1 protein-coding gene and 1 pseudogene are annotated in these 2208 nt (G+C 43.8%); one reads left to right on the top strand and one right to left on the bottom strand.

Going from position 1 to position 2208, the window contains the following annotated elements:
• Positions 1–255: 255 nt before the first annotated feature.
• Positions 256–1353 carry a replication initiation protein gene (locus GH664_RS22475; protein WP_228111678.1) on the top strand — a complete coding sequence of 366 codons (1098 nt, stop codon included), beginning with the start codon at positions 256–258 and terminating at the stop codon, positions 1351–1353.
• A 519-nt stretch (positions 1354–1872) separates the two neighbouring features.
• Here GH664_RS22475 and GH664_RS22470 read toward each other — a convergent pair.
• A pseudogene (locus GH664_RS22470) lies at positions 1873–2208 on the bottom strand (hypothetical protein); the annotation flags it as partial.

The raw sequence follows: 2208 nt of genomic DNA, 5'->3' as shown, positions 1-2208 counted from the left end.
TGAAAAAAACCGGCTTTAACCTACATTTTTAGATTTTTAACCTACGTATTTTTGCTATATGTAGTTTTTTTATGTATCTTTGCACCCAAAATCAAAATTCAAAGAACGCATGAAACAGAAACTACAACAGATAGCAAGTGAGCTCGAGCACACAAATCGAGACTTGCGTAGAGAAGAGCAGGTGATGTCTGAAGAACTTCGTGACAGACAAGCAAAGCACCTCGAAGGAGAAGCTGCCATCAATCACTATAACGAGTGGATGAAGGCAGCAGGTATGGAACACTTAATGACGAACTAAGAGCGGCCACCACATCACATGCGCAACTTATCACATCAGAAAACAAAGACATGATGGTGTCCTGGATGTACACCTGGTCACGTCAGCAGGAGATGAGCATACATGAGCAGCGCATCATTCTCCGCATTTTGGAGTATTGCCAAGACGAGGTTAAAGGCATGAAAATCAAAGAGAACATGGGAATTATAGACCATCACAAGCATGATGTCTATATCCAGATGCCTGCTTCTGCGGCCATCTTTGATAGTAACTTAGACTTTGATACGATAAAGAAAACATTAGAAGACCTCATGGGCAGATACTTCGAGTACAAAGACAAGAAGCGTTGGTGGAAGTGCTCGTTTATCTGCAACCCTGAGTATGAATATGGCTCAGGTATCATGAAGTTCAGCGTAAACAATAAGCTTTGGGATGTATGGTTGAACTTCTCACAAGGATATAGAGAGTTTGAGTTAAACAAGGCTTTAGCCTTGCCAACAACATACTCTCTGAAATTCTACATGTTGGTCAGTGGCAATTCTAAGCCTATCACATTCAAGACCATCGATGAGTTCAAACAATGGCTTGGCATCGCACCAGAGCAGTACAAGGACAAAGACGGAAAAGACCGAATCGACAACATTGAAGCAAGGGTTATCAAGCCTGCGCAAAAGGCTCTTAACAACTCTTGTCCATACACTTTCACGTATTCAAAAATCAAAGCCAACCCAGACAACAAGCGCAGCAAAGTGACAGGCTTCACCTTCACCCCGAAGTATCAGCCGAAGTTCAGAGACGAGAAGCTTGAAGCAAAAAAACTGCAAGCAACTGTCTGCGCATCCTTCTCGATTCGACCAGAGATTTACAACTATCTTCGTCAGCAGTGTGGCTTCAGTGCTTCAGATCTGAACAACACCAAGGACGTTTGGCTACAAGCGCAAGATGTCCTCGATGATCCTCTGGGAGAGATTGCTATTCTCAAGGCAAAGGCCAGAGAAGCAAAGAAGACCCCACAAGCATTTATCGTTGCCTACATCAAAGGCAAAATTTCGGATGCCATGTCAAAGAAAAAATAAGGCGGTTCAAGAGGGAGTCGAGAGGGAGAATCCCTTTCGCCTAACCCATCAACGGCTTGCCGCACGAAGTCCTCGGTTTCCGAGTTGATGGGGCAAGTTTGGCACAAACTTGGAATTAGGCTTCCCCCCAGTGTTAAAATTTTACACTGATTTTGGGGATGCCTAATTGCGAGTTTTCTGACCAAACTTAGTATTAGGCTACAAAAGACGTGAAAAATGTCCCTCTCATGCGCAAGCGCATTTGTAAAGTTTTATTCTTTAACCGGCTCAAAACTTCCGGATTTGGAAGTTCAGAACGACTTGAACAGAAATCCGGAAACGTCAGAGCACTTTTCTGAAATAAGAAGAGCCGAAGAAAAGATTTCTCTAATCTCCGGCTCCAGCCTATCTGTCACGTCCAGTCTCAGTAATGAGGCAAACACGAACTTAATCGCACACAACAACGATAGGCTTCCGCTGAGAACGTCCAGTCTCAATGATGAGACAAAAACTAACTTAATAGCACATAACAACAGCGGTTTAATCTTTCCCTCTTGTTGTCTCGACTGATACTTTGAGGAAGCCAAGGTTAAGGCTGAATGCCATCTTGCGCATCTTCAAAGGCAAGTTGTCAGCAAGAACCTCGCCCATCAGGTTTTGAATTTTGCCCTGTTCTTCTTCCTTTGGCATGATGCCTTTTTCCGCATCATCGTTCACCTTGGCTATTGCTCTTGATACCTCACGAACCTTGGAGAAGGTTTCAATGATGGCAATGGTTACTTCTGTTGCCAGAGGGGATTTGAGGATGGTGGCAAGCATATACAAGCCTTTTTCCGTGAAAGCCTTGGTCGTGGCCTGAGAATATTTCAAGTTGGA

Source organism: Thauera sp. 2A1, assembly GCF_009469595.2.
Taxonomy (GTDB): Bacteria; Pseudomonadota; Gammaproteobacteria; order Burkholderiales; family Rhodocyclaceae; genus Thauera.
The sequence above is the reverse complement of the archived record's forward strand: the minus strand, read 5'-3'. Positions and strand labels throughout refer to the sequence as shown.